Origin of the sequence: Corynebacterium jeikeium (assembly GCF_028609885.1) — a bacterium.
GTDB classification, from domain to species: Bacteria; Actinomycetota; Actinomycetes; order Mycobacteriales; family Mycobacteriaceae; genus Corynebacterium; species Corynebacterium jeikeium.
The window spans coordinates 25,413-47,715 of sequence record NZ_CP063195.1; the positions used below are offsets into that span (position 1 = coordinate 25,413).

19 protein-coding genes and 3 pseudogenes are annotated in these 22,303 nt (G+C 60.6%); 14 read left to right on the plus strand and 8 right to left on the minus strand.

The window, feature by feature from the left end; genetic code table 11:
• Window positions 1-103: 103 nt before the first annotated feature.
• The 4 genes and pseudogenes from CJEIK_RS00115 to CJEIK_RS00130 all read left to right on the plus strand — a co-directional run.
• Window positions 104-313: pseudogene (locus tag CJEIK_RS00115) on the plus strand (helix-turn-helix domain-containing protein); the annotation flags it as partial.
• 19 nt (window positions 314-332) lie between these two features.
• Window positions 333-871, plus strand: a pseudogene (locus tag CJEIK_RS00120) (IS30-like element IS1513 family transposase); the annotation flags it as partial.
• Between the two features lie 57 nt (window positions 872-928).
• Window positions 929-2,278 (plus strand): IS256 family transposase, encoded by a 1,350-nt coding sequence (locus CJEIK_RS00125; RefSeq protein ID WP_005297400.1) that lies wholly within the window; start codon window positions 929-931, stop codon window positions 2,276-2,278.
• Window positions 2,279-2,310: 32 nt separating this feature from the next.
• Window positions 2,311-3,003 (plus strand): annotated as a pseudogene (locus CJEIK_RS00130) (IS30-like element IS1513 family transposase); the annotation flags it as partial.
• Between the two features lie 9 nt (window positions 3,004-3,012).
• Here CJEIK_RS00130 and CJEIK_RS00135 read toward each other — a convergent pair.
• Together CJEIK_RS00135 and CJEIK_RS00140 are read right to left on the minus strand one after the other, a co-directional pair.
• Entirely contained in the window at window positions 3,013-3,261 is a 249-nt protein-coding gene (locus CJEIK_RS00135) for an antitoxin VbhA family protein (RefSeq protein ID WP_011272790.1), read from the minus strand.
• A 192-nt stretch (window positions 3,262-3,453) separates the two neighbouring features.
• The gene (locus CJEIK_RS00140; RefSeq protein WP_005292608.1) at window positions 3,454-5,166 is read right to left on the minus strand and encodes a cytochrome c biogenesis protein CcdA; all 1,713 of its coding nucleotides are present in this window, start codon (window positions 5,164-5,166) and stop codon (window positions 3,454-3,456) included.
• Between the two features lie 231 nt (window positions 5,167-5,397).
• Here CJEIK_RS00140 and CJEIK_RS00145 point away from each other — a divergent pair, with 231 nt between their 5' ends.
• The 6 genes from CJEIK_RS00145 (at window position 5,398) to CJEIK_RS00170 (ending at window position 10,237) form a co-directional block, all read left to right on the plus strand.
• Window positions 5,398-5,793 (plus strand): hypothetical protein, encoded by a 396-nt coding sequence (locus CJEIK_RS00145; RefSeq protein ID WP_111711826.1) that lies wholly within the window; start codon window positions 5,398-5,400, stop codon window positions 5,791-5,793.
• 34 nt (window positions 5,794-5,827) lie between these two features.
• The gene (locus CJEIK_RS00150) at window positions 5,828-6,424 is read left to right on the plus strand and encodes a sigma-70 family RNA polymerase sigma factor (protein ID WP_005292613.1); all 597 of its coding nucleotides are present in this window, start codon (window positions 5,828-5,830) and stop codon (window positions 6,422-6,424) included.
• Window positions 6,421-7,188 carry an anti-sigma factor gene (locus CJEIK_RS00155; RefSeq protein WP_005292616.1) on the plus strand — a complete coding sequence of 256 codons (768 nt, stop codon included), beginning with the start codon at window positions 6,421-6,423 and terminating at the stop codon, window positions 7,186-7,188. Before CJEIK_RS00150 ends, CJEIK_RS00155 begins: the two co-directional genes overlap by 4 nt.
• Before the next feature lie 144 nt (window positions 7,189-7,332).
• Entirely contained in the window at window positions 7,333-7,884 is a 552-nt protein-coding gene (locus CJEIK_RS00160) for a hypothetical protein (RefSeq protein WP_005292618.1), read from the plus strand.
• 157 nt (window positions 7,885-8,041) lie between these two features.
• The gene (locus CJEIK_RS00165) at window positions 8,042-8,302 is read left to right on the plus strand and encodes a hypothetical protein (protein WP_005292620.1); all 261 of its coding nucleotides are present in this window, start codon (window positions 8,042-8,044) and stop codon (window positions 8,300-8,302) included.
• A gap of 15 nt (window positions 8,303-8,317) precedes the next feature.
• Entirely contained in the window at window positions 8,318-10,237 is a 1,920-nt protein-coding gene (locus CJEIK_RS00170; RefSeq protein WP_005292622.1) for an alpha/beta-hydrolase family protein, read from the plus strand.
• Between the two features lie 9 nt (window positions 10,238-10,246).
• Here CJEIK_RS00170 and CJEIK_RS00175 read toward each other — a convergent pair whose 3' ends face one another.
• On the minus strand, window positions 10,247-10,930 hold the full coding sequence (locus CJEIK_RS00175) for a TetR/AcrR family transcriptional regulator (RefSeq protein WP_034964267.1): 684 nt from the start codon (window positions 10,928-10,930) through the stop codon (window positions 10,247-10,249).
• A gap of 231 nt (window positions 10,931-11,161) precedes the next feature.
• On the opposite strand from CJEIK_RS00175, the gene CJEIK_RS00180 reads away from it, so the two are divergent.
• Entirely contained in the window at window positions 11,162-12,553 is a 1,392-nt protein-coding gene (locus CJEIK_RS00180; RefSeq protein WP_034964133.1) for an RNA-binding domain-containing protein, read from the plus strand.
• Window positions 12,554-12,654: 101 nt separating this feature from the next.
• Here CJEIK_RS00180 and CJEIK_RS00185 read toward each other — a convergent pair whose 3' ends face one another.
• Both CJEIK_RS00185 and CJEIK_RS00190 read right to left on the minus strand, forming a co-directional pair.
• The gene (locus CJEIK_RS00185; RefSeq protein ID WP_237745949.1) at window positions 12,655-14,208 is read right to left on the minus strand and encodes an anthranilate synthase component I family protein; all 1,554 of its coding nucleotides are present in this window, start codon (window positions 14,206-14,208) and stop codon (window positions 12,655-12,657) included.
• A gap of 49 nt (window positions 14,209-14,257) precedes the next feature.
• Window positions 14,258-15,748, minus strand: coding sequence for a hypothetical protein (locus CJEIK_RS00190; protein WP_005292631.1), 1,491 nt, complete (start codon window positions 15,746-15,748; stop codon window positions 14,258-14,260).
• Between the two features lie 156 nt (window positions 15,749-15,904).
• Here CJEIK_RS00190 and CJEIK_RS00195 point away from each other — a divergent pair, with 156 nt between their 5' ends.
• On the plus strand, window positions 15,905-16,429 hold the full coding sequence (locus CJEIK_RS00195) for a peptidylprolyl isomerase (protein WP_005292634.1): 525 nt from the start codon (window positions 15,905-15,907) through the stop codon (window positions 16,427-16,429).
• A 7-nt stretch (window positions 16,430-16,436) separates the two neighbouring features.
• Window positions 16,437-17,162: a rhomboid family intramembrane serine protease gene (locus tag CJEIK_RS00200; protein ID WP_077536216.1), complete on the plus strand. Its 726-nt coding sequence runs from the start codon at window positions 16,437-16,439 to the stop codon at window positions 17,160-17,162.
• Between the two features lie 26 nt (window positions 17,163-17,188).
• On the opposite strand, the gene crgA is transcribed toward CJEIK_RS00200, so the two are convergent.
• Window positions 17,189-17,461, minus strand: coding sequence for a cell division protein CrgA (gene crgA, locus CJEIK_RS00205; protein ID WP_005292638.1), 273 nt, complete (start codon window positions 17,459-17,461; stop codon window positions 17,189-17,191).
• A 139-nt stretch (window positions 17,462-17,600) separates the two neighbouring features.
• Between crgA and CJEIK_RS00210 the strand changes: the two genes are divergently transcribed.
• Window positions 17,601-18,329 carry an anthranilate synthase component II gene (locus CJEIK_RS00210; protein ID WP_005292640.1) on the plus strand — a complete coding sequence of 243 codons (729 nt, stop codon included), beginning with the start codon at window positions 17,601-17,603 and terminating at the stop codon, window positions 18,327-18,329.
• A gap of 25 nt (window positions 18,330-18,354) precedes the next feature.
• Here the strand turns inward: CJEIK_RS00210 and pknB are convergent, their stop codons facing one another.
• Entirely contained in the window at window positions 18,355-20,523 is a 2,169-nt protein-coding gene (pknB, locus tag CJEIK_RS00215) for a Stk1 family PASTA domain-containing Ser/Thr kinase (RefSeq protein WP_034964135.1), read from the minus strand.
• Window positions 20,524-20,680: 157 nt separating this feature from the next.
• A complete protein-coding gene (locus tag CJEIK_RS00220) occupies window positions 20,681-22,303 on the minus strand; it encodes a serine/threonine-protein kinase (RefSeq protein WP_005292643.1) in 1,623 nt (540 codons plus the stop codon).

Sequence of the window (22,303 nt, forward strand, 5' to 3'; positions counted from 1 at the left end):
TTACGGTTGGTTGAGGGTAAGAGGTGTCGAACCTCCAGGCAGGCGTGCGAGTCGTTTGCGTGATCCGTTTGTCCGTGAGGCTGTTGGGTTGGTGCGTGCAGGTATGTCGATCAGTCAAGCAGCACAGACTGTTGGAATATCGACTGGCTTGCTTCACAGCAGGTTAAAGAAAGCTGGTGTAATCGAAGTGCGGCCTAGACGCGCCCACTTGTCACCTGATGAACGTGCCCAGGCCGTGGAGCGAGTGCTTGCTGGTGAGAGCTGTCAGACAGTGGCTGATGCTATCGGTGTGCATCCTTCTACCGTGTATGGGTGGATAAGGAAGCAGCGGTATGCGAAGTTACGCCGGCAGCGACATCGTCGAACGCCTGATGAGGCGGTGGTGTCTTTGCCAGATACAGGCAAGAAGCTGGGTAAAGATTCTGTTATGCCAGCACCGATGAAAACTCAAGCCGTTGATGGATTTCCTAGCGGCGTATTCGACAAACACGCCTTAGTAGGGCGTGGTCGCAGGCTTACTGTTGAAGACCGTGTTGCTATTGAAGCGGGATGTCGTGTCGGTGATTCGGCACGAGCCATCGCGCAGAAAATAAATAGGCACCACAGTGTCGTCGCTCGTGAAATCACCCGTAATGGTTGGAAGATCGTCGATGAGGACGGCACAGAGCAGCTGCGGTATAACGCCCACAACGCTGCTGTTTCTACTGCTGGTCGGATGGTGCGGCCAAAACTACGCAAGCTCGATGAAAGCCCAACGCTTCGGGGTGTAGTAGTCGATTGCCTTGCCCGCAGGTGGTCACCTGGGCGCATTAGTGCATGGCTTGAGCATGCTTTCAGCGATGATGAAAGCATGCGTATTTCCCACGAAGCGAGAGGGTGTCAGGAAGTTTGTGTGTGAGGCTCTGATCTAGAAGGAGTTTCACTGATAATGACTGCTGTGTCACCGAAGAAAGGCCATGACCCGGCAAGGGTCAACGAGATCAGCGAGAAGCTGATGGAAAATCCTGAGCTCGCTAGCTTGATCAGCGAGCTGTCGACGTCCGCTGATGATGCAAGCGACTTGGTCAAAGGCCTGCTGCAGGCATCGATCAACGCTGGTCTGCAGGCGGAAATGGATGCGCATTTGGGCTACGGACATTCCGACCGTAAGGCCAAAGCCCAGGTGGAAGCCGCGCAGGAGAGCAATCACCGCAACGGGTCGTACACCAAGACCGTCAATTCTGGCTACGGTGCAGTGGAAGTGACCGTGCCCAGGGATCGTGCCGGCACGTTTACACCGAAGATGGTGCCCAAGGGCGCACGTCGGCTGACAGAGCTCGACGATATGATCGTCTCGCTGTACGCCGGCGGGATGACAGTGCGCGATATTCAACACCATCTCGCAACCACGCTTGGGGTGGATATGAGCCCGGATACGATCAGCACGATTACCGATGCGGTGTTAGACGAGGTCATGATCTGGCAAAACCGCCAGCTCGACGAGTTTTACCCGGTGATCTTCCTCGACGCACTCCGCGTCAAAATCCGTGACGGTCACCGCGTGGTCAACAAAGCCTGCTACATGGCTGTTGGCATCGACATCGACGGCATCAAGCACATCTTGGGATTGTGGATCGCTGAAAATGAAGGCGCTGCATTCTGGGCATCGGTGTGCGCGGATCTGGCCAACCGGGGTGTCCAAGACGTGTTCATCGTCTGCTGCGACGGGCTGAAAGGTCTACCGGAAGCCGTGGAGGCAACCTGGCCGAATTCTATGGTGCAGACCTGCATCGTGCACCTAATTCGAGCTGCGAACCGGTGGGTGTCCTACCAGGACCGCAAATCTGTCTCCCGTGCGCTACGTGAGGTCTACACGGCCGCCAACGAGGACACCGCCCGGGCCAGCCTTGATGCTTTCGAGGCCAGTGAACTGGGCCGTAAATACCCGCAGTCGGTCAAAGTCTGGCGCGACGCGTGGGAGCGGTTCATACCGTTTCTGCAGTTCCCGCCGGCCGCACGCCGGGTGCTCTACACCACCAATTCAATCGAGTCGCTCAACGCTGAACTGCGGAAAGCTACCCGTAACCGGGGGCAATTCCCGAACGATACTGCGGCGCTGAAAACGCTGTGGCTGATGATCTGCAACATCGAAGACAAGCGCGCCGCCCAGCGAGCGAAGAAAGCGAAACGCGACATCGAATGCAACGGCTATATTGAAGGAGCGAAAGCCACCGGGTGGAAACAAGCCATCAACCAACTAGCTGTGGCGTACCCCGACCGATTCGCGGACTACTTGTAACCCAAGCCCCCCGCACACAAAGAATCGGACACTCTCACGAAGCGATCTACAGTGCCTTATACATTCAAGGCAAAGGCAGCCTGCGAGCCGAGCTTGAAGAAGTCATGAAGACTAAAGACGTACTTATCCGCGGCGGCTCAACACGCAAGCGTCGTGCCCGAAACGCTGGCGTGTTAACCGGTCGCCCTTGGATCAAAGGTGCTGAGATCACCCACCGCAGCCCGGAAGCTGATGACAGGGCTATTCCCGGGCACTGGGAGGGCGACCTTGTTATTGGTAAAGGTGGCAAAAGCGCGCTGATTACCCTAGTAGAGCGCACCAGCCGTTACACCCTGCTTGGACACCTTCCCGATGAGCACAGTTCACACACCGTGGTCGCAACCCTGCAGGACATGGTCAAAGACCTCAACACCGAGCAGCTAAAGACCATCACATGGGACCAAGGCGCAGAAATGGCTGTCACAGCACAAGTCCAGATTAAAGACGGCTGCCAGGTGTTTTTCTGTGAACCGCACTCACCGTGGCAGAGACCAACCAACGAGAACACCAACGGCGAGATCAGGCGCAGGTTCTACAAAAAGGGCACCGACTTTGCCACCGTCACACCCGAACATGTCGCGTGGGTGCAAAATGAGCTCAACGAAACACCCCGACAAATCCTCGGCGGCGCAACCCCACGTGAAATACTTAACGAACTATTCAAGCGTGGCGCATCCACCGCTTGATTCCGCCCATCACTCTTGCCTGTTTGGCTTTTCCTTCTTGTTCTCGGCGATGCGTTTACGAAGGAACTTGGCGCGTTCGCTGTCGCCCAAACCGTGTCGTTCCAACACTTCCAGTACAGCTTCGTCGCCGGTGATTTCTCCTCGGAGGATGCGTCGGACATCCTCTTCGTCTCGGGTTGTCATGGTGTATCCGGCCATCGTCATGGAGGCCCGGACCGCGGCTACTTTTTGATCTTCGGTGCGGTTGTCGGCGGTCATGTCGTGTTCCTTCTGATCTGCTGTGCAGTTGTCTATGGCGGGCAAGTGCTAAGGCATTTTTGGTGGGTGTAGAGGTCAGTTTAGTGACGGGGTGGGACATCCCAGTCGGTAAATCAGCGAGATAATCGAACGCTTGTCTGCCGGACTGTCTTGTAGCGAAAGGTCTGCGGGGTACCGCAGATCCCGCCAGCACTACCCAAACGTCAGCGAGTAGAGCTCCACGCCCTTACCAGCCCGCACGCTCAGCTCACCCTGTTGCTGTTCGGGTTCGCGGAGGATGTCCACCGTGCCATCCGAGTTGATGGGGAAGTGGCGGGTAGTGCCGTCGCCGTAGGCCACGAAGATCTCACCCCGGCCAGAGACCACCAGCTGCACGCGCCTGGCCTGGTAGTTCAGGTGCAACACCGCCGGTTTGTCCACCGGGCGGATGGACTGCTCCGCCAACTCCCACTTGCCCTCCAAGCTGTAGTGCAGCGCCTCCGGCTGTACTTTCGCAAACTCGTGGGTTCCGTTCTTGTACTTACCTGCGGGATCAGAAAAATACTCCGCGCGCCGCGTGCCCAGGTACGTCTCCGGGTTCCGCTGGCGGGAACTGGTGGCGTCATTAGAAGAATCCCCACCTTCCTCTACCGGCGAAGGCAGCTTGATGCCCGGATTGGCCGCCGACAACAGCTCGCGGACCAGGAGTTCGGTCTCCGCATAGGCGCCCTCGCCCTCGTGGATCTGGCGGACCTTGCCCGTGTGATCCACCAGGTAATGCGCAGGCCAATAGCGGTTATTGAAGGCACGCCAGGTGGTGAAGTTATTGTCCTGCGCGACGGGGTAGTGGATGCCCTGGTCGCGGATGGCGGCGGCAACGTTGTGGGCCTCGTGCTCGAACGCGTACTCCGGTGAGTGCACACCTACCACCTGCAGTCCACTATCCCGGTATCGGTCGTACAGCTTGGTTATGTGCTCGTTGGCGCGCTGGCAGTTGATGCAGGCATAAGCCCAGAAATCCACCAGGGTGATGCTCCGCTTGCCGTTCACCTTCGCCGGATGGCGCGGGTCCACAGGCGCTTCGGTATTCTGCCAACCCTCCAGGCCAGCGAAGGCCGGCACCGGCCCGCAGTCCTGCAACCTATCGGGCGCAGAGTTACGGCAAGATTCCAGGCTGCCAGCGCCACCGCCGTTGGCCTGCTGCAAAGCATTCTTGGTCCTGTCCGAAGCGTTGAACTGCTCCTGCACTCCCGCAGTCCAATCCGGCAGCGCCCGTTGCAGTGCCGCCGGAGCGTTGAACGCAATCGCCACAGCCAGCACGATCACCAGCGCGCCCGCACCATAGGAAATGCCCTTGCGGTGGGAGCGCACGAAGTCCGCCCGCGTACCGATCTGCTTGCCCGCCAGCGCGAAGAAGAACAAAGGCGTACACGCGCCGACCGCGAAGCTGACCGCCAGCACTACGCTGCCCCAGCCGATTTGCCCCGTAGCGCCCGCCACGGTCACCGCCGCCAGCACCGGCCCTGCGCAGGGCGAATACACCGCACCCAGCGCCAAACCAATGCCGAACCCGGAGCCCCTGCCCCTCGTGGTCCGCTGGATCCACCCCGGAATCCGGATCCGCGCGAAGGGCCGTTCCAACTGATCGCCCAGCGCGGGCCACAGCATGCTCACGCCCACGAGCACCAGCAGCACCACGCCCGCCCAACGCAGCAGATCCTTCGGCAGCCCCAGCGCACTGAGGATCAGCGTTCCCAGCAGCGTGACCAGCGTAAAGCTCAGCCCAATGCCCGTCGCCACCAGCCACGGCTTGCGCCGCTTATCCGCGCTGACCGCCAGCACGATCGGCAGCACCGGCAGAATGCACGGCGAAAGGCCCGTCACCAACCCGCCGATCACCCCAATCAGCGCGATGTCCCATCCCATGTTGTTGTGCTCCTTCTTCTTTCTTATTGACGCCCACAGCGCGCGTAGCCGGGGCGCTCATACAAACGAGTTATGTGAATGACTACGGAGCCCATGCGGAAAACGGATTGGATAAAAAATTTTTTGAAGAAGTTCCAATCCGGTGTGGGGGAGGGCGCCGTATGTACCAATGAAGCGGCCCCGCGACGGGGTCGCGTGGAATACGATCGCTACCCCGAAGGAGCAGTACAAATGATGATTCGCAAGACTAACTCTGCAGCTAACCGCGCAGCCGGATTCTCCGTTGGCCGTGCCGCCATGGCCGTAGCTCTGACCGGCGTGATGGGCTTGGGCCTGGTTGCGTGCAACGAGGACGATGACTCTGCGGACTCCAAGATGAGCGAAACCTCTTCTTCTCAAATGACCAGCGAGAGCAAGATGACCGAAGAGAAGATGACCGAGGAGAAGATGACCGAGGAAAACACGGAGAACATGATGGAGACCGAGGAGAGCATGATTCCGGACAAGCCCGCCATGTCTGAGAAGATGGACAACAAGATGGACGGCAAGATGGAAGACAAGGTCGAGAACATGATGGAGACCGACGAAAGCATGATGCCGGACCTGCAGGGCAAGCAGAACAAGTAGAAAGCTAGCAGGTCGTAGGCCCAGGGGCACTACGATGAAAACGGTGGCCGTAGTCGATAGAGAAACTCTCGAGAGCTTGATGCTGCTCACCCAGCAGGGTGATGCGGCGGCTTTCGCACGCCTCTACGACCACATCGCCCCGACTGTTCTGGGCCTCAGCCTGCAGATACTCCACGATCAGGCGCAGGCAGAGGAGGTCACCCAGGAAGTTTTCATCGAAGTATGGCAGCACGCTGCAGACTTCGACCCAGCCAAAGGCTCGGCCAAAGCATGGATCCTCCGCCGGGCGAGGCTCCGCGCCATTGATCGCGTCCGAAGCGCTATCGCCACCTTGAAACGGGATGACCGGGAGGCCTTCCTGGTGGCGTCAATAAAAAAAGAAAGCGTGGAAGACGAGGCCTTGAGGAATGTGCAACGTCACGCCGTGCGGACTGCGCTGGAGATCATGGGCGAGCCGCACAAGACCGCGATTTTGCTGGCCTACTTCGGCGACATGACTCACGCGGAACTGGCGGAAGCCACTGGTGTACCGCTGGGAACTGCGAAGACGCGCGTGCGTGATGGGCTTCGTAAGCTAGAGAAGATCCTCAAGGAACAACGTGACGCACTGGCGGAAGGGGGTGCCCGATGAAAGACGAGAAGCCGGACTTCGGCGAGCTAGAGGCCGACCTGGCGGAGTTGGCCGAACCTGTGGCGCCTCCGCCGCAGTTGAAGTCGAACATCATGGATGCGATCGCTTCGGGCGAGTATCCACAGGTCGCGCCGGGTGAAGAGGTTGGTGCGGATAACGTTGTGCCTTTGTCGAAGGCGCGCGGGACTCGCCGTGGATTCGCGCGCACTGCCTTTGCCGCGGCTGCCGCAGTTGTACTACTGGCCGGCGTGGGGATTGTGGGCATCACCAGCGGGCTGTGGGGTGGCGGTGAGAACGCCGACCTTGCGGAGAACAACACCAACCAGTCCGGCGAAGACGGTGGAGGAGATGTCCCGGAGGTGTTCTCGGACTCCGAAGGAGCTGGTCAGGGTGCGAATGGCGATGAGCTGATGCAGGGTGCCGAAGCGGAAGACCACATGCACTCCATCATGGCGATGGGGGATGTGCGCAGCGTGTCGCTGAAGGCCGAAGGGTCGACGCTGGACGTGGTGGTCTCGACGGAGATGGATTCCGGTGGGGCGATGGTCAACGGTGCACCCGAGTTGAAGGACGGCATGGGCGCCCAGGTGTGGTCGATCAACAAGAACGGCGCCGCCCGATCAGCCGGCGTGATTGGCCAGGATCCGCACGACAACGTGTGGATGCCGCTGCCGGCGGACACGATGATGGTGCGCGTCACCGAGGAGCCGATGGACGGTAGCGCCACGCCGGGTGGGACCGTGCTGGCCGAGGGGAAGCTCTAGAGAGCAGCGCACTATTTCGGACGTAGAACCTGGGACCTCCGGGGGCACCCTGCACATAATATATGTATGAGTAGTTAGTAAACGCCGCATAGGTTTTATTAAGATAAGACAGTCTTGTTGAGGTTTTGAAAGGAAAACAGAAGATTGTCGCATCAGAACAATAATCAGAATCCCTACGGTGGCAATGCCCCTCAGCAGCCGAATGGGCAGCAGTTTCCGCAAGGGCAACAGACGGTCTACGTTGTACAGCAGCCTAAGAAGACGTGGTACAAGCGTGCGGTAATCATGGTTCCACTCACCTTGGTGTTTCTTTTCATTCTCTTCGTGGGCGGTTGCATGGCACTCGTAGGCGGCGTGGCGAACGAGATGGATAAGGAAAGTAAGAAAGAGCACAACCTCACCTACGTTGTGGAAGGTGATGCGCAAGACGCGACGGCTACTTACCACGTTGGCGATAGCGACTCCACGCAGGACTCGGGAATCGCGGCCGGTTGGAAGAAGGATGTCACCGTTAAGGGCTTCTTCGGTGCATATCTCAGCGTCACCAACGGTATTTACGATACCGGTACCGTTACCTGCAAGATTCTGGTTGATGGAAAGACCGTAACGGAGAATACTGCAACAGGTGAGTTCGCAACTGCTACCTGTGATGCGTCTACCACTGAACTCGAGGAAGCTGTAGAGGGCGACAAATAGTCGAAAGAATGCAACTCTTCACCGGGTTCACGAATCCGATCCTGGTAACCCAGATATTCTCTAAGCTTTGCGTGGTGGTGCCCCCTCCGCTGCAAGTAATGTGGGGCGAGCGAGCCCAATCAAACCGCAAACCCCAACCCAGGGAGCCCCACGACTTATGACCAGCACAACCGCCACGTATCGCTACACCGACCCCTTCACCGGCACGCAGCAAACCATCGATGGCCCTGAGGGGAAGGCGTACATGCTGGTAGAACGTGGCGAAGAAGTCCGTGTTGGTGACCCGTTGGGCTTCTACAACGACCGCGAAAGCGCCCGCGAGGCCGTGATGGCCCGTCTCAACGAGAAAGCCCGCACCCTGCGGGACTACGAAGAGTACTACGTCACGCACACCACCCTGCGTGGAGCCCAGCACTAGAACCGACCACCACCCATGCGTAATCCGCGGCGAAGAATCCTTCCGGGCCTAAAACGGCGTGCGAAGTGGGCCTCCCTCACCACGCTGTCCTACTCCTTTCGTGCCGCCGCCGGCGCAATTGACCTCTACGCCAACCTCTTCCCAGGCGTGCGCCTAAACAGGCGCTATGCCCTGGATCCCCGCCGTGGCTTCGCCATCATCGGCGCGGAAATCGGCATGTGGAATGCCTTTTCGCCCTCGCTGCTGCCGCACCCTTGGTGGGCCGTCGCCGGTAACGCCTCTACGTCTCAGGCGGTCGGACACCTCAACGGCACCATCATCGCTAACGCAGTGCTTCCGGCCTTCCGTGCCGCTGGCCTGGACCTGCGGGAGCTGGTGAACAAACCCGGCTATCGCGAGGCCTACCGTGCCATCCACGCTGCGTTTACCCTGGCTACAGCCGTCGCGGCCTATCGCTTCTACAAGCGTCAGGGCGAGTCCGCCGCGTTGGTAAACAGCCAGCGCCTAGGCGCCCCCTCCGCCTTCGTTGGAGTGGCCGTCAGCACTCTCGGCTATGGCGCATTCCTGCTGCTCGGCGAGCTACTACAGTCCAGCTTCGACTTCACCCGCCATTCGCTGCGCCGGTTCGTCCCCGCCCCCGTTGCTGTGCCTGTGGCCGCCGGGGCGGTGGGCGTCATAGCCTACCTCATCTCCGACAAGATCCTGCTGCGGCAATTCCTCGAGAAGTTCAACGAGAAGGCCGAGCTCGTAAACCGCCGCGTGTACTGGGGTTACCAGCAGCCTTGGGAGCCCGAGCGTTCTGGTTCGGTGTGGTCACACGAAAGGTGGATCTCCCTGGGCGCCCAAGGCCGCGTGGTCGTCGGCGGTGGCCCCAGGGCGCGCGACATCACGGAGGTCACGGGCCTGGACGATGTGCACGAGCCGATCCGCATCTACGGCGGACTGGCCCCCGGACGAACGCTGGAGAGCATCGTTGAACTGGTAAAACGCGAACTGCTGCGGACGGGCGCCCTGCATCGTTCGGCCATCGTTATCCACGCCTCCACAGGCACTGGATGGGTACCGGACTGGCAGCTGGATACCGTCGAGTTCCTCACGGGCGGCAACTGCGTGAACGTGACGATGCAGTACTCCTATGTGCAGTCGCCGGTGGCCTATGTGCTTGACCGCGATACCCCAGTGCGCGCTGCCAAGTTACTTATTGACGCCGTGTTTGAGCTGCTAGACGGCATGACCAACCCACCAAAGGTGTTTGTGACCGGCGAATCCTTGGGGGCCTACGGCACGGCGGCGGCCTTCGATGGGCTGGAGGACATGCTCGCGAAGGTAGACGGGGCAGTATTATCCGGTGCGCCCCGCTTCACCACGATGATCAGGGACATGACCACCAACCGCGGCGAAGGCTCGCCGGAGCGGCTACCGCTGTATGACCAAGGTCGGCATGTGCGCTTCATTAGCCACGCCGACCACCTGGACCACGACTGGCGCGGCCAGGAGTACGGCCAGGCGTGGCAGCATCCGCGGATGGCCGTGGTGCAGCACGCCTCCGATGCGATCGTGTGGTGGGATACTGATCTGTTCTGGAAGGAACCCGACTGGCTACGCGAGCCCGGAGCTCGGGGCGTGGCCGCACCCTCCACGCAGTACAACGACGTAGTGGATAAGCTCCGCTGGATTCCGTTTACCACCGGCTGGCAAGTGGCCATGGACATGCTGAACTCTAAGCAAACTCCCGCAGGTCACGGGCATAACTACCGTGGAATTATGGTCCCCACCTGGGAGCGGATCCTAGGCTCCGACTTGGTGTGCGTACCCCTGAACCCAGAGCTACAAAAGCGCATTACGGATTGGATCACTAAGCATTCGCGGGATACGCGCCGGGAGGAAGACCGCTTCCTAGACCGATTCGGCTTCGGCGTGGCACGGGAGGACTAGCCCCAGCGCCTATTGCGGTGGCGTCAAGTAATCGTCGATTGGCCGCGCGATGGCCTGCAGGGCGCGCTCCTCACTAACCCCCAGCATGCGCAGCAAATCCAGCGCTAGGTCGTCCCCGGCGGTCCTGCTGTTTAACGTCGCATCCTCGTGCAGGCGCTGCCCCAGCATCGCGTTTGCCCCGAAGACAATCGCTGCAGCCGTTTCGGTGCTGGCCACGTGGAAGGAGCCGTCGTCCACGCCCGCGCTGATCCGCTGGCGCAACTTTCGCACCAGCTCGTTGGGCATGGTGTAGAAGTCCGGGGAGCGGCGAACAATCGACTTCGACAGCGTTGGCACCAGTCGGTGCGCATACGCCAGGATGCGGATGTTCATGGCCGCCGCATCGATCGAGTCCAGATCCTGGTCCGCCGCCAGATCAAAGATGCTGGCCAGGTTGTTAACCGCGTACTCCGCGACCGCGTCGAAGAACTGCGTACGGTCTTTAAAGAAGTTGTAGAAACTGCCGTTGGAAACCCCGGCCTTTTGGGTGATCGCCAGGATAGAGAGGTCCGTCTGTTCCTCCGCGATCAACTCGATGCCGGCGCGCAGTAACGCCTGTTTGGTCCGCTCGCGACGCGTACCTGCCTGCTCGCTGCGGTTGAAGATGGCCTGCATCCACGCGGCGGTGTCGATGTGTTGCTCGCCTGTTCGCACGCGCGGATTCACCCCTCTTTTGCTTAGTGACGCCTACCGTTACAGCCACACCCGCCCCAGCATCGCTGGTATTGCGAATATGCATAGCTTTCTTTCAGGCTAACCTATCGGCTTCCAAGGTTGCGAAAGAAGCTACTCGAAACGTACTCGAAACCTACTAGAAACAACTTTCGAGCCTCTGACCTGCGATAAACAACGTACTCGAAAATGTTTCGAGTAGAATGTTAGATTGTGAGTGTGCAGCGAAATATCCACGAGGAGCCGAACCAGCTTCTGCAGTTCCCCGAAGACCAGTGGTTCGAGCGCAAATCTTTCCGCATTAAGCCGAAGGACTTGGCTAAGACAATTGTCGGCATGGCCAATTCTGAGGGCGGCGTAATTGCGGTTGGCATTTCGGACCGGCAATTCGAAGGAAAGCCGACCGCTACCCAAGACAATGCTCTGCGGCAGACGTCGTTGGATCACACGGATCCGACGGTTCGCGTCCAGATCGAGTTGTGCGACGTGGATGATCGTACGCAGGTGTATCTTTTCCACGTCTTGCCCAGTGAGCGGGTCCATTACCTGAAGTCAGGGGACTGCTTCTTGCGAGTGGGTGATGAAACGAAGCACTTGAGGGCTGATGACATTCTGGAGCTTCGTTACACCAAGGGTGAGCAGCAATACGATGCCACGGTTCCCGCGAACGCTACCCCGAACGATCTCAACATGGATCTGGTTGAGACTTATGCCGAGACCATTGGTTCTTCGAGTGCCGAAGATGCTCTGAAGGCGCGCAACCTGATTGACCGGGAAGGCAGGCCACGTGCTGCTGGGATATTGCTTTTCGGGCACAATCCTCAAGAGTTCTTCCCGAACGCACACATCCGGGTTTTACGTTTTGGCGAGGACGAGCGATTGCCTGGCCAGATGCAGCAGTTGATGGATGACCAGCGTTTTGATGGTCCGATACCGCAACAGATTCAAGCAGCTCAGGAAGCAATTAGCGGAATGCTGCCAAATACTCGACGGCTCACCGGCGCGGGTCTTTTCGAGGATGAGAACCTTATCCCTCACGACGTTTGGCTTGAGGGGTTGGTCAACGCGGTGGTGCATCGCTCGTACAGCATGGTCGGGGATCACATTCGTTTCGAAATTTTCCCGAGCCGGATTGAGGTCTCTAGCCCGGGGCGCTTCCCTGGTCTTGTAGATCCGACTAAACCGGAGTCCATTGCCCGCTTTGCGCGCAACCCTCTGATTGCGCGAGTAACCGCTGAGCTCCGCATTGGCCAGGAACTGGGTGAGGGAATCCGACGTATGTTTGCAAGTATGCGGCGGGTTGGGTTTGCTGATCCGGTATATACGCAAACTAGTGGCAGCGTAGTTCTTACATTGAACGCAACACAGCGTTTAGACGCCCAAGTGCTGGGTGGTCTCCCTCGTCATTCCGAGGATGTGCTTGCTGCTCTAGAAATGAGTGGTCGGCCAATGTCCACGGGTGATGTTGCCGAGGCGCTGGGCTTGTCGGCCCCGCCAGTGCGCCGTGCATTGCAGGCCATGCGTGATGCTGGGCTGGTTCATTGGCGTGGAAATGGACCGCGCGATCCGCGTGCCGTGTGGTCTGTAAAGGGGCCGCTTAGGTAGCTAGGAAAGCTACTCGAAAGGTACTCGAAACCTACTAGAAACAAATTTCGAGCCTCTGACCTGCGATAAACAACGTACTCGAAAATGTTTCGAGTAGAATGTTAGGCGATTTGGCCCCCGAGTGTATCGAGTAGCGCCGCCGCCTTCACTAGCGTTTCCTGGTACTCCGCCAGCGGGTCCGAGTCCGCGACGATCGCGCCGCCGACCCCGAAAGAACACTCCGCGCCATCGTCGACGAGCGTGCGGATCGTGATGTTCAGCTCTGTGGCGGAATTGGGGGAGATCCAGCCGATCGCCCCGGAATAGAACCCGCGCGGATGCGGCTCCAGCTCCTCGATAATCTCCATCGTCCGGATTTTCGGCGCGCCTGTCATGGAGCCGCCGGGGTAACTGGCCGCAATCGCGTCGACGGCGCCGAGCCCCGGACGGAGCTGGCCGGTAATGGTGCTGACCAGCTGATGGACGTGCGAGAAACTCTCCACCGAAAAAATTTTCGGCACCTCCACACTGCCCGGCACGCACACTCTGCCGAGGTCGTTGCGCAGCAGGTCAACGATCATCAGGTTCTCCGCCCGGTCCTTGGGGTTGCTCATTAATTCCTGACGCCCCCTCGCATCCGCCGCTCCGTCCTCCCCACGGGGGCGGGTGCCCTTGATCGGCTTGGCGGAGACCTCTCCCTCCGGTGAGACCTTGAGGAACCTCTCGGGGGAGGCGCTGAGGATGTGCAGTGGCGCCTGACCAGGGCGGTCGAAGCGCAGGAATGCGCCATAGGGAACCGGGCTGACTTCGCGGAGCCGCAGGTAGGCCAGTAATTCCGGTGACGGTGCGTAGGGCGAGTTCGCGCCGGGTTGCAGGTCGGCCAGATCTCGCAGTGCCGGCCCGCGGGCGGTATTTGTCAGGCAGACCTCGTAGCTATCGCCTGCGGCAATGTAATCCAGGCAGCGCTGGATGCTCGCCAGGTACTGCCGCTTCGGCTGGTCGAAGCGGAAGGCCGCCGCGCGCTCAATGGTCACGGACTCGGCGGGCACCGTGTCACGGGGCGGTGCACCGCCCGGAATGCTGCTCGGAAAGGTTTCCGGAATGGCTTCCAGTCCCGCACCGCTTGTCTCGGAGACCTCGCCAGCGATCCGTCGCACCTCGGCGACGGTGGTGTCCAGCCATTCCAGCTGCTCATCGTGGGTGCTCCCGGCATCCCCGGCATCTTTGGCACTCGGCAGCATTGCCATTGCATAGGCCACCGCGTGTGCGTGGTCGATCACGACCGCCCGGTCGGCGAACAGCAGTGCCGCATCCGGATGGTCTTCCCGGGAGCGGGCAATGTCCTCCACTCCGTATCCCAATGCGCCCACCCAGCCGAGGGCGAAGTCGCACGGCCAGTCTCGCGGAATCTCAACCGACTCGTCGAAAGTGCTTCTGAGCTGCGCGAAGAACGTATTCGAGCTTTCCACCTGCGGCATCCACGTTCGGGCTAGGGGACCCGCGCTATTTGCCAGCACACTGAGGGCGCCGCCGTTGCCGGAGGAATCCAGCCAGGCGGCGGTGGGGGCGTCATTAAATAAAGACAAAAAGACCCGCGGCGCGACACTTCCGGCGATGTCCCGACTACCTGTCTGCGGCAGTGGGATGGTGCGGAATGTGAGGCGGCGCGGGGTCATGTACGCCATTATCGCGCGCCGGATTCAGCGCGCGATCTGGGGGTGCGGGTTACAGGCGGTGCTTGCCACCCTCGTCCGGATCCTCGCCCGGGCCATCGGACAGCGGGAAGTCGGCCTCGGCGGCGTCGGTTGCGTCCGTGGCCTCGGCAGCGCCCTGGTCGCTACCGGCCTGCGGAGCAGCCGGAGCACCCGGAACAGCTACGCCCGGTGCGGGAGCGCCCGGAGCACCCGGAGCAGGTGCAGACGGTGCAGCGGGGGCAGCCGGAGCTTGCTTCTCCGCTGCCTGCTCCTCGGTCTTTGCATTGGTCTTATCGCCGGTCTTATCGGTGGCCTTAGCCTCCTCGACCTTGGCCTCGGCAGTCTCCTTAACCTCGGCGGCCTTCGCCTTAGCCTTCTCGGCGGCGCCGGTGGCCTTGTCCGCGAAGTCCTGCACCTTCGGGGTGTTCTTCGGAGCGTTCTCGCCACCACGCAGGAACTTAAATGCAGCAGCGCCCGCAGCAACCAGGATGGCCAGCAGCAGGAACTTGCCGAACAGGCCGTTCTTCTTCTCCTGCTTCTTCAGACCCTTCTTCTCAGCCTTCGCCAGCGCCTTGCTCTGCGCCTTGTTGGTGGCGCGAGTTACCTTCTTGTCCAGCTTCGCAGCGCGCTTACGGGCATCCTTCTGAGCACCCTTGGTCTGCTTCTGGGCGCGCTTGGCTGCCTTCTTCTTGGTGGCCTCCAGCTTCTTGGCCAGCTGCTTACGGTTCTTCTCCGCGCTCTTGGCCAGGTCGCTACCTCGGGACTCGGCCTCGTTGTAAAGCTTGCTGGTCGTAGCCTGGCCACGTTCCTGCAGATCGTGAGCGTTGTCCTTCAGCGCCGCGGTGAGCTGAGCGATCTTCTGCTCACGCTTCTTGGCCTTCTTTCCGGCCTTCTTCTGAGCCTTCTCCTGCGCCTCGTCGAAACGGCTGCGCAGCTTCTGCGTACGCTTGTCGATCTTCTTGCGCAGCTTCTCGGCGTCCGCGCCCAGCTTCTCGGTCAGCTCATCGGTGTTCAATTCTTCGCCCTTCTTCTTTAGCGACGCCACCAGCCCAGCAGCCTCGCCCTCAACCTTCTTAGCATTCTTGGCTGCCTTGGCCTGTGCCTTCGCTGCCTTCTTCTTTGCAGCCTCGGCCTTCTTCTCGGCCTTCGCGCGAGCCTTATCCGCCTTGCTGGCGGTGTCGGCCGCATTCTGGGAACCGGTGGAACTCATGTCCACAACATCCGCAGAGGTGAACTCGTCGGAGTGGTGTACCTGGTGGTGCTTGCGGGCAGCCGCAGCTGCACGAGCCTGCTCGAGGGCAGCCGCAGCGCCCTCTTCCTTGAGCATAAGTTCCGCAACGGCCTTCACGTGCGCGGGGGAACCAGCGATGATGCCCTCTCGCTCGCCCTCCGTGGCCAAGTTGTCGCGCAGCTGCTGCAGCGCGTCGAATTCCTGGCGGCGCTTAAATTCCTTGCGATTATTCAACATGGTGCGACCCTGCTTGGCGCCGCGCAGCGCCAGCTTCAACGTGGTGGGGTTCATCGTGCGAGATGCTCCTTGGAGATCTATTTGTGTATTTCAATATGCATTCGTGCTAGCACCCATCCTAAAGAAAAATCCCCGCCAGGATGGGCAATACAGCTTTTGGGTCGCTAAGGTGCCGGAAGCCGTCGTGGCTTTTTAGTACAATGGATCACTGTGACTAATAAGACTGCAACCGCAATTCTGCACACCAACCAAGGCGATATCGCCATCGATCTGTTCGGCAACCACGCGCCGGAGACCGTAGCCAACTTTGTTGGCCTGGCTCAGGGCACCAAGGAGTACTCCCAGCCCAACGCCTCCGGTACCAACGAAGGCCCGTTCTACGATGGTGCGATCTTCCACCGCATCATCGATGGCTTCATGATCCAGGGCGGCGACCCGACCGGCACCGGCCGCGGCGGCCCGGGCTACCAGTTCGGCGACGAGTTCCACCCGGAGCTGCAGTTCGACCGTCCGTTCCTGCTGGCTATGGCTAACGCTGGCCCCGGCACCAACGGCTCCCAGTTCTTCATCACGGTGACGGCCACCCCGCACCTGAACAACCGCCACACCATCTTCGGTGAGGTCACCGACAAGGAGTCCCAGAAGGTCGTCGCGAAGATCTCTCGCGTCGCAACCGACCGCATGGACCGCCCGAACGACGACGTCGTTATCGAGTCTGTCGAGATCCAGGAGTAAAAACTCCTTGCCGTGGCTGGACACGCAAGCCCGCCGGAACAGCTGGCGGTATTCCGTCACCAACGTATTCATCGCAGCCTGCTGCCTTGTGTACGTGGTGACGGTTTTTCAATCCGGCAGCATTGCCAACCCCCTCGGCGGCCAATCCATGTTCGGCCTCAGCTTGAACAACCTGGGGCGGGAGATGCTCTTCAACGCCGCCAACGTCACCCTATTCGGTGAATGGTGGCGCATCCTCACCGCCGCATTCGTTCATTTGGACCCCGCCCACCTGGGCTTCAACATGTTGCTGATCTTCCTGATCGGCCGCGATGTCGAACGCTTTTACGGGCCAGTAGTGATGCTCAGCCTCATCGTCGCCAGTGCCGCTGGCGGTGCGCTGGCCTGCATGTACTTCCAGCCGAATGTGCCAGTTGGCGGTGCCTCCACCGTTGGCTACGGGCTATTCGCCATGCTCATTTCTCTGTCGCGGATACGGCAGCGTGATCTCCGCGGGCCCATCATCCTGCTGCTGGTGAACCTTGGGTACTCCCTCATGTACTCCAATGTTTCGCTATGGGGACACATAGGTGGGCTCGCCGGAGGAGCCGTCATCGCATTCATCACCAGTACCGTTGGCGAGCAAGGCAATGGGGGCGTGGGGGCGTCAATAAGCAGAAAGACCGCCGCTGCACTAGCCGCGACGGTCATCCTGGCCTTCACCATATGGACCGGCCTGGGGTGGCACTACTAGAGCAGTGCCGGGAAGTGACGTGGGTGCTACTTCCACCCCATGGTCATCAGCAGACCCACGATCAGAAGGGCGAAGCCAATCAGGTAGTTCCATGCGTTCAGATCGCGCATGAACGGGATCTCCGGGCCGGCAATATAGTTAACAACCAGCCAGGCCAGGCCCAGAAGCATCAGCGCAAGCATCAGCACAATGTACCAACGCGGGGTACCGCTGGAGTTTAGCTTCACGGGTGTGCGACGGTCCGCGGAAGAGGAGCTGGAGTAGTTCTCCTCAGCGGAATTAACCTTGGACTTTGGCATTGTTCAAAACCTCGAAGCGATTGAATGCGGAGCGGACGGCCTACGAGGTACCGAGCGCCCATGGGCAAAATACGTACCAAACGATAGTACCAGCACACCACGGCAAAACTATGCATGCTGCCGCGCTAGACTCTTTGCTATGCGCATTCTCGTGATCGACAACTACGACAGCTTCGTTTACAACCTCGTGCAATACATCGGGCAGCTGGGCTTCAGCGGGGACGACTGTGTGGTGTTGCGCAATGACGCCCCCGAGCTCACAGGTGCCGGCAACCCAGACGGAGCTGACACGGATGCGCTGGCTAACATGCTGCAGGGCTTCGATGCGATCCTGCTATCCCCCGGGCCCGGCGAACCGAGCGCGGCCGGCTGCATGCTGGACGTGTTGAAAATCGCGGTTGAAAAGCAGATTCCGCTGTTCGGAGTGTGCCTGGGGCACCAGGCGATCGGCATGCACTTCGGCGCGAAGGTCGTTCGGGCAGACGAACTCTTCCACGGCAAAACTTCGCCCGTGACCCACGACGGTACTGGCGTGCTGGCCGGGGTGCCGAGCCCGTTCCGGGTGACGCGCTACCACTCGCTCACTGTTGATCCCGACACTGTACCGGAGGAACTGAAGGTCACGGCGACTTCCGATTCCGGCATGATTATGGCGATGCGCCACCAGACGCTGCCGGTCCACTCCGTGCAGTTTCACCCCGAGTCCGTGATGACACAGTACGGCCACCTGATGCTGGCGAACTGGCTGAACGAAGCCGGGCGGTTGAACGGCACGGGCGAGGTAGTTTCAGCCGAGCTAGTGAATCGTCTAGTGCAGGAGCAGCTAGAGGTCACCGGCGCCATCAGCGCCGAAGCCTCGATGCTTTAGGGTCCGCTGAGAGGCGCTGCTGCTATTAGGGCAGCAGGTTGAAGACGTACACCGTCACGGTGATGTCCTCGTCCCGCTTAATCACCTGACCACTATGGATGGACTGCTGCGCGACCTCGTCTACGCGACCCAGATCTGCGGTGTTCTTGTTCTCCCGGTGTAGCTGATCCGGGGTGCCGCGCCAGCCGGCGGCCTGCAGCTCGCGGAACACGTCACCGAACTTCATGCCCTGCAGGGAAGGCATCTCGAACTGGTTGCCCAGGGATACCTCTAGGGTGATCTCGCTGCCCTTGGCCAGCTTCTCGCCCTCGCTGCTTGCGGACAGCACCTGGCCCTTCGGCTCCACAGAATCGACCTGGTTCACAACCACCTTGAAGCCAGCGGACTCCAAGTTCTCCCGGGCATCTTCGACCTGCTGGCCGGTGACGACCGGCACGCGGACATCCTCCGGGCCGGTGGAGACGGTGATCGTCACCTTCGTGCCCGCGGAGACCTGCGAACCCTGCGGCGGGGTCTGCGTGATGATCTTGCCCTTCGGCACATCATCGCTGGCCTCTTCCTTGACTTCGTTGTTCAGAACCAGCTTGGCATCCTTCAGCAGCTTTACCGCTTCTTCGGTGGTCTTGCCCGTCAGGTCCGGAACATCGGTGATCTCACGGCCGCTGGAGACCAGCAGCTTGATCTCGGTGCCGCGGGCCACGGATGCGTTGGCCGCCGGGTCGGTGCCGATAGCCTTACCGCGCGCGATCTTGTCGTGTGTGGTCTCCTCGACCGTTACCTCGAACCCCGCGTCCTTGAGGATCTTCTCCGCTTCGGCGCGGTCCTTGTTGGCCACGAGCGGGATCTTCACCTGCTCGGCTTCGATGGGCTTTTCTGGCTCGTCGTCTCCGGTGAATGCCTGGTAGGCGAAGTAACCACCGGCAATTACTGCGGCGATGCCGGCAACCCACGCGATTGGAGCCCACCAGCGACGCTTGGGTTCGTCCTCGTAGTATTCGTCGTCGTAGCCATCGCCGTACTCGTCGTCGTACTCGTCGCCGTAAGCTCCGTCGTAGTAATCGTCACCTTCGTAATCGTCGTCGTACTCGCCGTAGTAACCGTCGCCCCCTTCGCCGCCAGTGGCAGCCATCCCGGCAGCAGCGCCGTTATTCGTGCTGTGGCTGGCAGGAATCACGGACGTCTGCACGTCATCGCCATTCGCGTGTGCACCTGCCACGCCCGCCGCAGCGGCACCGGCCGCTAGTCCTGCGGCGCCGGCGGCAGCACGGCCTGAGGTGTGGGAACCAGCATTAGCCGAGTCGGCGTCATTGGCATAGGCCTGAGCCACTAGCGGCAGTTGGTCCTCGGAAAGGCGCTTCAGATCCGTCGCCATCTCCTGGGCATCGTCATAGCGATCCGAAGGCGACTTCGCCATAGCGGTCAGAGTAATGGAATCCAGGCTCAAAGCTTCACGCTTCGACAGGTGCATACCCAGAACCTGGGACGGCGCCTCCGGGTTTTCCTGCACGTGCTGGAAGGCGACGGACAGGGGAGACTCGCCGTGGAAGGGAGCCTTGCCCGTAGCCAGCTCATAGAACACGCAACCAGCGGCATAAATATCGGAGCGCGCATCTGCGGACTGGCCGCGCGCCTGCTCTGGGGAGAGGTACTGTGCGGTGCCAATCACGGCTGCGGTTTGCGTCATAGCAGAGGAGCTATCGCTCAGCGCACGTGCGATGCCAAAGTCCATGACCTTCACCGCACCGGTGTTGGTAATCATGACGTTCGCCGGCTTGATATCTCGGTGAATGATGCCCGCCTCGTGCGAGAAAAACAGTGCCGAGCAGACCTGGGACATGACCGCCGCGGCATCGTTCAAACTCATCTTGCCGGAGTCCTGGATGATGTCGCGCAGCGTTTCGCCGTGCACACGCTCCATGACGATGTACGGCACCGCGCCGTCCTCGTCCGGCGTTTGGCCTGTGTCGTAGACGGCGACGATGGCGGGGTGGTTCAGCTTCGCGGCGTTCTGTGCTTCGCGGCGGAAGCGCTCCAGGAAGGTGGTGTCCCGCGCCAGGTCGGGGCGCATCATCTTCACCGCAACGTCGCGACCGAGCAGTTCATCGGTAGCGGCGTACACGTCAGACATGCCACCGGTGCCGATCTTGGCACCGAGGCGGTATCGACCGCCCAAGGTTGTGCCGATTCGGTCCACGCCTTCTGCTCCTTTGTCTGCGTCTCTCAATGTTGCTGGCTCAGCGCCGCTAGTTAACCCCAGAATGGCTTTCTAGTCACTTTGATTAACAAATCCTAGTCCAACTTGTTGTATGGACATAGTTCTTTCCCTTTTACATGACTGAATTGAATGGTGCTTAAAGCACTGGTTGGCTTTCCGGGTTCGTGCTCGGGCTGCGTAATTCGGCAGGCATATCGCTATCCTCTGAGGTCGCATTATCGTTTGTGTGCGGCTGGTTGGGCTCGGTTTGGCGGGCTGTGCCGTTCTCACCGTTGACGTTGCCGTTGCCGCGCCCGCCTCCGTTGGGGATGGTCGGCAACGTGGGGAAGGAAGGCTCGCGTTCCTCGGAGGTCTCGGTCTCTTCTCGAGACGTTTCGGTTTTCGACGTGGTTGACGGGCCGTTCGTCGTGTCCGTCGGCGACGGATTTACCGGTGCGGGCACGTTGCCACTCGGGTTAGCTGGCTCTCCTTCCTCCGTCGGACTGGTCGTGACCTCGTTGGTTACGGTCATCGTCGACGGGTTCGGCGCTTCGTCGTCGCCACCGCTGGTCAGTAGGAAGGTGGCTAAGGCGAGTGCGAGGATGCTCACCAGGGCAAGCACCGCAATGATCCAGCGGTTCTTTTTTGGTGACGCCCCCTGCGCCCCACCCGCCCCACGCCCTGTCGCGGGGTAGCCCGCGCCCGTGGGCGGAGCACCCGCGCCGACGACTGGAACGGAGGAATCAGGATAGCCGGGACCTTGACCGGGCCTGGCCCCCGATCCCGGCCCGTACTGAGGACCAGGTACCGAAGGCACTCGAGTTCCCGGCCCGCTGGCAACGTTGCCCAGTTGCTCGGTTAGCGGGTGGGGTTCGGCGCTGACATTCGGCACGTTGTGCGGCGACGGGGGCTGCTTGCCCTCGGCCACCATAACGGTGGCAGTGGCAAGCTCCGCGCCATCGGCGTAGCGAGTGCGCGGACTCTTGCGCAGGCAGACCCTGATCAGTTCCCGCAGGTTGGGGTCGATCTCTTCCGGCAGCTCCGGCGGAGTTTCGGAGATGTGTTTGATCGCCACGGACACGGTGGATTCGCCGGAGAAGGGACGGTAGCCCGCCAGCATCTCGAAGCCGACCACGCCCAGGGAATACACATCGCTGGCCGGGCCGACCTGGTCGCCCTGAGCCTGCTCGGGGGAGACGTACTGGGCGGTTCCAACCACCATGCCCGTGCGGGTTAGTGGCACCGCGGCAGCGGCCTTGGCAATGCCGAAGTCCGTGATCTTCACGAACCCGTCGGAGGTGATCAATAGGTTGCCCGGCTTGATGTCGCGGTGCACCAGTCCGGCTTCGTGGATAGCCTTTAGCCCCGCGGCTGTTTGCGTCAATACGTCTAGCGCCAGATTCTGCGGCAGCGAGGATTCGCGCGAGAGCACATCGGCTAGGGACTCGCCACGGATGTACTCCATGATGATGTAGCAAAACACCGTACCGTTGTCCGGGTCCTCGACCTCGCCGGAGTCGTAGGTTCTTACGACGTTAGGGCTGTCGAGGTCCTGAGCAGCGGAGGCCTCGTTACGGAAGCGCGCACGGAACTCCTCGTTTTCCGTGTACTCCGGCTTGAGGATTTTGACGGCTACATCGCGCTGCTGCTCGACATCGTGGGCAAGCCATACGGTGGACATACCGCCGCGGCCGATGATCCACTGCAGCTCGAAGCGTTCGCCCAGAAGCCGCTGCGTACGCTCAATCTCTGTGCGGTCGGGTTGACGGGAATCGCTCAT

What these genes read in the sequence shown, in the direction of transcription:
- CJEIK_RS00190 (WP_005292631.1), bottom strand. Translation starts at nt 15,748, where the DNA reads ATGAACCCCACCACGTTGAAGCTGGCGCTGCGCGGCGCCAAGCAGGGT.
- CJEIK_RS00155 (WP_005292616.1), top strand. Translation starts at nt 6,421, where the DNA reads ATGAAAGACGAGAAGCCGGACTTCGGCGAGCTAGAGGCCGACCTGGCG.
- CJEIK_RS00185 (WP_237745949.1), bottom strand. Translation starts at nt 14,208, where the DNA reads ATGACCCCGCGCCGCCTCACATTCCGCACCATCCCACTGCCGCAGACA.
- CJEIK_RS00140 (WP_005292608.1), bottom strand. Translation starts at nt 5,166, where the DNA reads ATGGGATGGGACATCGCGCTGATTGGGGTGATCGGCGGGTTGGTGACG.
- CJEIK_RS00125 (WP_005297400.1), top strand. Translation starts at nt 929, where the DNA reads ATGACTGCTGTGTCACCGAAGAAAGGCCATGACCCGGCAAGGGTCAAC.
- CJEIK_RS00165 (WP_005292620.1), top strand. Translation starts at nt 8,042, where the DNA reads ATGACCAGCACAACCGCCACGTATCGCTACACCGACCCCTTCACCGGC.
- CJEIK_RS00135 (WP_011272790.1), bottom strand. Translation starts at nt 3,261, where the DNA reads ATGACCGCCGACAACCGCACCGAAGATCAAAAAGTAGCCGCGGTCCGG.
- CJEIK_RS00210 (WP_005292640.1), top strand. Translation starts at nt 17,601, where the DNA reads ATGCGCATTCTCGTGATCGACAACTACGACAGCTTCGTTTACAACCTC.
- crgA (WP_005292638.1), bottom strand. Translation starts at nt 17,461, where the DNA reads ATGCCAAAGTCCAAGGTTAATTCCGCTGAGGAGAACTACTCCAGCTCC.
- CJEIK_RS00150 (WP_005292613.1), top strand. Translation starts at nt 5,828, where the DNA reads ATGAAAACGGTGGCCGTAGTCGATAGAGAAACTCTCGAGAGCTTGATG.
- CJEIK_RS00220 (WP_005292643.1), bottom strand. Translation starts at nt 22,303, where the DNA reads ATGAGCGATTCCCGTCAACCCGACCGCACAGAGATTGAGCGTACGCAG.
- CJEIK_RS00145 (WP_111711826.1), top strand. Translation starts at nt 5,398, where the DNA reads ATGATGATTCGCAAGACTAACTCTGCAGCTAACCGCGCAGCCGGATTC.
- CJEIK_RS00170 (WP_005292622.1), top strand. Translation starts at nt 8,318, where the DNA reads ATGCGTAATCCGCGGCGAAGAATCCTTCCGGGCCTAAAACGGCGTGCG.